We start from the raw sequence: 4,816 nt of genomic DNA on the forward strand, positions 1-4,816 counted from the left end.
CGTCCCGTACGTCCGCGGGAACGCGGTCGCCGAGGGCGAGCACGGCGCGGCGCGGCCCCGTCTCGGCCAGCCGGATGTCGCCGGTCGAGGTCTTCACCCGGGTCCGGCCGAGCCGCCCCTCGGCTCGGAAGTCGGCCCAGGCCGCCTCCGCCTCCACGCGGGAACCGGCGGGCAGTTCGATGACGATGTCCACGGACGGCGGCCGCCCGAACAGGGTGCCCTGCCGGGGCGCCTCGATGTGCAGCCGCCCGCCCGCGCAGCCCACCTGGGTCTGCTCGGCGAGCCGCACATCGGCGTCCCGATCCGGATCCGTGGGCAGCACCTCCACGACGGTGTCGGTGCGGTCGTCGGCGAGGAACCGCACGAGGCCCGTGCCGATGCGGAGGGTCACCGCAACGGGCTCCGGGGTCTCGAAGGCGGGCATCAGCGCACCCAGCCGGTGTAGCGGTTACCGCCGCCGCGGGTCGACTCGGTGGAGCGGGCCCGGATGTCGCCGCTCTCCACGGCCGCGTTCACCGCGCGCACCAGCCAGGCGTTGACCGACAGACCCTCGCGTGCGGCGGCCTCCTCGGCGCGCCCCTTGAGATGGGCGGGCAGACGCAGATTGATCCGCGCGGTGGTGCCGTCATCGGCGTCGGCGGGCGCCGGGGCCGGTGCCGGGGTCCTCGGCGGCTCGGGACGCGTGTCCGGCTCCTCGAAACCGGCGCCCGCCGGCGGCGGTGTCACGACGAAGGCGGGGTCGAGCCCGCGCAGCCGTACGTCGACCGAGCCGGGGGCGAGTTCGCGGGTGATCTCGTCCATGGCGGCGGACAGCACGTTCAGCAGTGTCAGGCGGGCCGCCGACTCCAGCGGAGCGGTCAGCCGCTCGGCCAGCTCGCGGGCGTCCTCCCCACCGGCTTCGGCAGCCACCGCGAGTTCCCGGCGGAGTGAGTCGACGTAGGGCGTGAGGTCCATGGCGGCATGATGGCATCAAGGTGGCGCCATGAGAAAACCCCAGGTCGAAGGACCTGGGGTTCACTGTTGCCGCACGTGTCACACGAAGGCGCTCTGGCCGGTGATCGACTTGCCGACGATCAGGGTGTTCATCTCGCGGGTGCCCTCGAAGGAGTAGATGGCCTCGGCGTCGGCGAAGAACCGGGCGATGTCGTGCTCCAGGAGGATTCCGTTGCCGCCGAAGATCTCCCGGCTCCAGGCCACGACCTCCCGCATCCGGGAGGTGACGAACGCCTTGGCCAGCGCGGAGTGTTCGTCACGGAAGATCCCCGCGTCCTGCAGCCGGGCGAGCTGCACCAGCATGCCCCAGGACGCCGTGATGTTGCCCAGGCTCTTGACCAGCAGGTCCTGCACGAGCTGGAAGCCGCCGATCGGGCGGCCGAACTGGCGGCGCTCCCGGGCGTAGTCCAGGGCCAGTTCGTAGGCGCCGACCATCACGCCCAGCGCCTGCCAGGCCACCCCGCTGCGGGTGGCGCGCAGGATCTCGGCGACGTCCCGGAACGAGTCGATGTTCTGCAGGCGGTTCGCCTCCGGCACCCGGACGTCGGTCAGGGTGATCTCGGCGTTCTCCACGATCCGGAAGGCGATCTTGCCCTCGATCTTCACCGGCTCGAAGCCGGGCGTGCCCTTCTCGACGACGAAGCCCTTGACGTGGTTGTCGTCGACGTCCCGGGCCCAGACCACGACGTAGTCGGCGAAGGTGGCGTTGCCGATCCACTTCTTGGCGCCGTTCAGGACCCAGGTGTCTCCTTCGCGCCGGGCGGTGGTGCGCATGCCGCCCGCGACGTCGGAGCCGCCGAGCGGTTCGGTCATGGCGAAGGCGCCGATCCTGTCCATCGCGGCCATCTCCGGGAGCCAGCGGTCGCGCTGCTCCTGGTCGCCGCCCGAGTGGATCGAGTACATCGCCAGGCCGTTGTGGACGCCGAAGAAGGTGGACACGGAGGCGTCGGTGCGGGTCATCTCCAGGGCGAGCATGCCGCTGAGGAGGTTGCTGACGGCGGGGCGGTGTTCGCCGTAGCCCTCGTAGGGCAGTCCGGCGAGGCCGCTGTCGCGGAACAGGGAGATGAGCTCGGTGGGGAACTCGCCCTTGGCCCAGTTCTCGTTCACCAGCGGCTTGACCTCGTCCCGCATGAGGGCGCGGGCCTTGAGGAGGATCTTGCGCTCCTCGTCCGGCAGCAGGGCCTCGTAGGTGTAGAAGTCGGCGGTCAGCTGGTCCTCGAGGGGTTCCATGGGGGTGGTCATCTCAGTTCTCCTCCTTGTCGGCGCTGTCCAGGGCGGACAGCACGGCGAGTTGCCTGCGGTCGCGCGTCTCGGTGAGTTCCGGGTACGTGGAGGAGCCGTAGGCCTTTTCCACGGCTTCGATGAGCCGTTCCTGTTGTTCCTCGTTCTGCGACGGGGTGCCGAGCCCCGCCCACATCTGCTTCATCGAGGCTCCGATGTGCTCGGCCATGTGCCGGTAGCCGCCGGGTCCGCCGCCCAGGTGCGAGCCGAGGAACGGCCCGACCGTGGCCCAGCGCAGGCCCAGCGAGTTCGTCATCACCTTGTCGAGGTCCTCGGGGGTCACCACGCCCTGCTCGACGAGGTACACCGCCTCGCGGCTGAGCGCGTTCTGCAGCCGGTTCCCGACGAAGCCGGGGATCTCCTTGCGCTCGACGACCGGGGTGCGGCCGACCGAGGTGTAGAAGTCCACCGCGTCCTGCACGGCGTCCTCGCCGGTGCGCTCCCCGGGCACGACCTCGACGAGCGGGACCAGGTGCGGCGGGTTGAAGGGGTGGCCGATCAGGACCCGGGCGGCGGCCTCGTCCGGCAGCTCACGCGTGAACGCGCTGGACGGGATCGCCGACGAGGAGCTGAGCAGCAGCGCGTGGTCGGGGGCCTCCCGGACCAGCGTGGCGAACAGGTCCCGCTTGAACTCGACCCGCTCGGGGCCGTTCTCCTGGACGACGTCCGCGTCCCGGACCGCCTCGGCGACATCGACCGCGATGTGCACCCGGTCGGCGAGGTCGGTCACGTCCAGGCCGCGGGCGGCGAGCTGAGGGGCGTTCCGGTCCAGGGCCTCGGCCACGGCCTCGGCGAGGTCCGGCCGCGGGTCGGTCACCTTGACGGTCAGGCCGTGCGCGGCGAACAGCGTCGCCCAGGACAGTCCGATGGTCCCGGCGCCGATCACCGCCGCCGTACGGAAGGCGCGGGTCATGACATGGCTCCCTTCAGGTAGTCGTGGACCGGCTCGACGCCCGCGAGCGTCAGGTCGGTGAGGATGTGACTGGCGGAGACGACCTCCAGCACCGGCAGGTCGGCCAGCGGGGCCAGCACGTGCTGGAAGAGCTGCAGCCGGGCGGGTCCGGTCCAGGCCTCCTTGACGGTGAGGTCGGTGATGCGGGTGCGGACGAGTTCCTGCACGCGCGGCAGACCGTCGTAGCCGGGCACGGTCTTGAGCATGAAGGTCGGCACGGTGATCTGTGCCGCCGCCTCGGCCCGGTCCAGTGCGTGGTGCTTGTAGCCCATGGTCGCGGTGGCGACCCGCAGGGTGCCGTGGTCGAGGGTGCCGACGAGCGCGCCGGTGTCGACGTGGAGCGCCGGGGAGCCCATGGCCTTGGGGTAGGCGGAGACCTCGCGGCCGGAGGCGGTCGCCGGGAAGTTGTCGAGGTACATGGCGTGCAGGTACTCGCCCTGCTCGCCCTCGAAGCTGACGGGGATCGCCTGGCCGGCCTCCGTGTAGGGGCCGTAGCCGCTGACGTCGCCCATCTTCATGACCTCGAACCGGACGAGCGGCTCATCGATCCGCAGCGGCTCCGGGACGACCGCCCGCAGTGCCTCGGGGTCGGTGCGGTAGACGACGTTGAGGTACTCCCGGTCGGTGAAGCGCGGGACGGTCGGCGCGAACGCCGGGCTGGTGAGCGGGGTGGTGACGTGCCGTCGTACGTCCTCGGCGCGCATGTCGCCTCACCGTCCCGTCCACTGCGCGGGGCGGCGCTCGGCGAAGGCGGTCATGCCCTCGCGGACGTCGGCCGAGGCCATCAGGGTCGTCATCTGCTCGCGCTGGAAGGCGAAGGCCTCGGCGTCGGGCGCCCCGTCGGCGGCGCGGACGACGCGCTTGACGGCGGCGAGCGCGAGCGGGGCGTTCTCGGCGAGCCGCTCGGCCAGCCGGAGCGCCTCGGCGACGGCCTGGCCGGTGCCGGTGACCCGGTTGGCCAGGCCCAGTTCACCGGCGCGGCGGCCGTCGACGGGCTCGCCGGTCAGCAGGAGTTCCATGGCCAGGTGGTGCGGGATCCGCTTGGGCAGCCGGATCACACCGCCGCCCGCCGCGATCAGCCCGCGCTTGACCTCGGGCAGACCGAACCGGGCGTCCTCGGCCGCGACGATCAGGTCGCAGGCCAGGGCCAGTTCGAAGCCGCCGCCCATGGCGAAGCCCTCCACGGCGGCGATCAGGGGCTTGGCCGGCTCGGACTCGGTCAGTCCGCCGAACCCGCGGCCCTCGATCTCGGGCGACTCGCCGCGCAGCGCCGCCTTGAGGTCCATGCCGGCGCTGAAGGTCCCGCCCTCACCGGTCAGGACACCGGCCCGCAGTGCCGGGTCGGCCTCCAACTCGTCCAGCGCGCCTGCCAGTCCGGTGGCCACCGCCGCGTTCACGGCGTTGCGGGCCTCGGGCCGGTCGAGGGTGATCAGCAGGGCGGAGCCGATGCGTTCGGTACGTACTACGGGGGATTCAGGCGTGCTCATGGTTGTCCTTCTGTGACGGCCGTCGGGGGGCGCCGGGCCCGCCCCCCCCGCGCGAGGGGGGGGGAAAAAGGCGGCGCCGGTGACATATAAACAAAAGAACCCG

The 4,816-nt window shown here is 71.9% G+C and carries 5 protein-coding genes and 1 pseudogene; all 6 read right to left on the bottom strand.

Going from position 1 to position 4,816, the window contains the following annotated elements:
* Window positions 1–424: pseudogene (locus tag ACFTZL_RS41055) on the bottom strand (hypothetical protein); the annotation flags it as partial.
* A complete protein-coding gene (locus ACFTZL_RS41060) occupies window positions 424–954 on the bottom strand; it encodes a toxin-antitoxin system HicB family antitoxin (RefSeq protein ID WP_382594531.1) in 531 nt (176 codons plus the stop codon). The gene ACFTZL_RS41060 and the pseudogene ACFTZL_RS41055, both read right to left, overlap by 1 nt.
* Before the next feature lie 78 nt (window positions 955–1,032).
* A complete protein-coding gene (locus tag ACFTZL_RS41065; RefSeq protein ID WP_382594534.1) occupies window positions 1,033–2,235 on the bottom strand; it encodes an acyl-CoA dehydrogenase family protein in 1,203 nt (400 codons plus the stop codon).
* A gap of 1 nt (window position 2,236) precedes the next feature.
* Window positions 2,237–3,187 carry an SDR family NAD(P)-dependent oxidoreductase gene (locus ACFTZL_RS41070; protein ID WP_382594537.1) on the bottom strand — a complete coding sequence of 317 codons (951 nt, stop codon included), beginning with the start codon at window positions 3,185–3,187 and terminating at the stop codon, window positions 2,237–2,239.
* Window positions 3,184–3,930, bottom strand: coding sequence for an acetoacetate decarboxylase (locus ACFTZL_RS41075; protein WP_382594540.1), 747 nt, complete (start codon window positions 3,928–3,930; stop codon window positions 3,184–3,186). The genes ACFTZL_RS41070 and ACFTZL_RS41075 overlap by 4 nt, the downstream gene beginning before the upstream one ends.
* A 6-nt stretch (window positions 3,931–3,936) precedes the next feature.
* Window positions 3,937–4,713, bottom strand: coding sequence for a crotonase/enoyl-CoA hydratase family protein (locus tag ACFTZL_RS41080; RefSeq protein WP_382594543.1), 777 nt, complete (start codon window positions 4,711–4,713; stop codon window positions 3,937–3,939).
* Window positions 4,714–4,816: the final 103 nt, after the last annotated feature.

The organism is Streptomyces sp. NPDC056948, assembly GCF_042674225.1.
GTDB lineage: Bacteria > Actinomycetota > Actinomycetes > Streptomycetales > Streptomycetaceae > Streptomyces > Streptomyces purpurascens.

Coding starts and splice junctions, on each gene's coding strand:
- ACFTZL_RS41070 (WP_382594537.1), bottom strand. CDS start 3,187: ATGACCCGCGCCTTCCGTACGGCGGCGGTGATCGGCGCCGGGACCATC.
- ACFTZL_RS41060 (WP_382594531.1), bottom strand. CDS start 954: ATGGACCTCACGCCCTACGTCGACTCACTCCGCCGGGAACTCGCGGTG.
- ACFTZL_RS41065 (WP_382594534.1), bottom strand. CDS start 2,235: ATGACCACCCCCATGGAACCCCTCGAGGACCAGCTGACCGCCGACTTC.
- ACFTZL_RS41080 (WP_382594543.1), bottom strand. CDS start 4,713: ATGAGCACGCCTGAATCCCCCGTAGTACGTACCGAACGCATCGGCTCC.
- ACFTZL_RS41075 (WP_382594540.1), bottom strand. CDS start 3,930: ATGCGCGCCGAGGACGTACGACGGCACGTCACCACCCCGCTCACCAGC.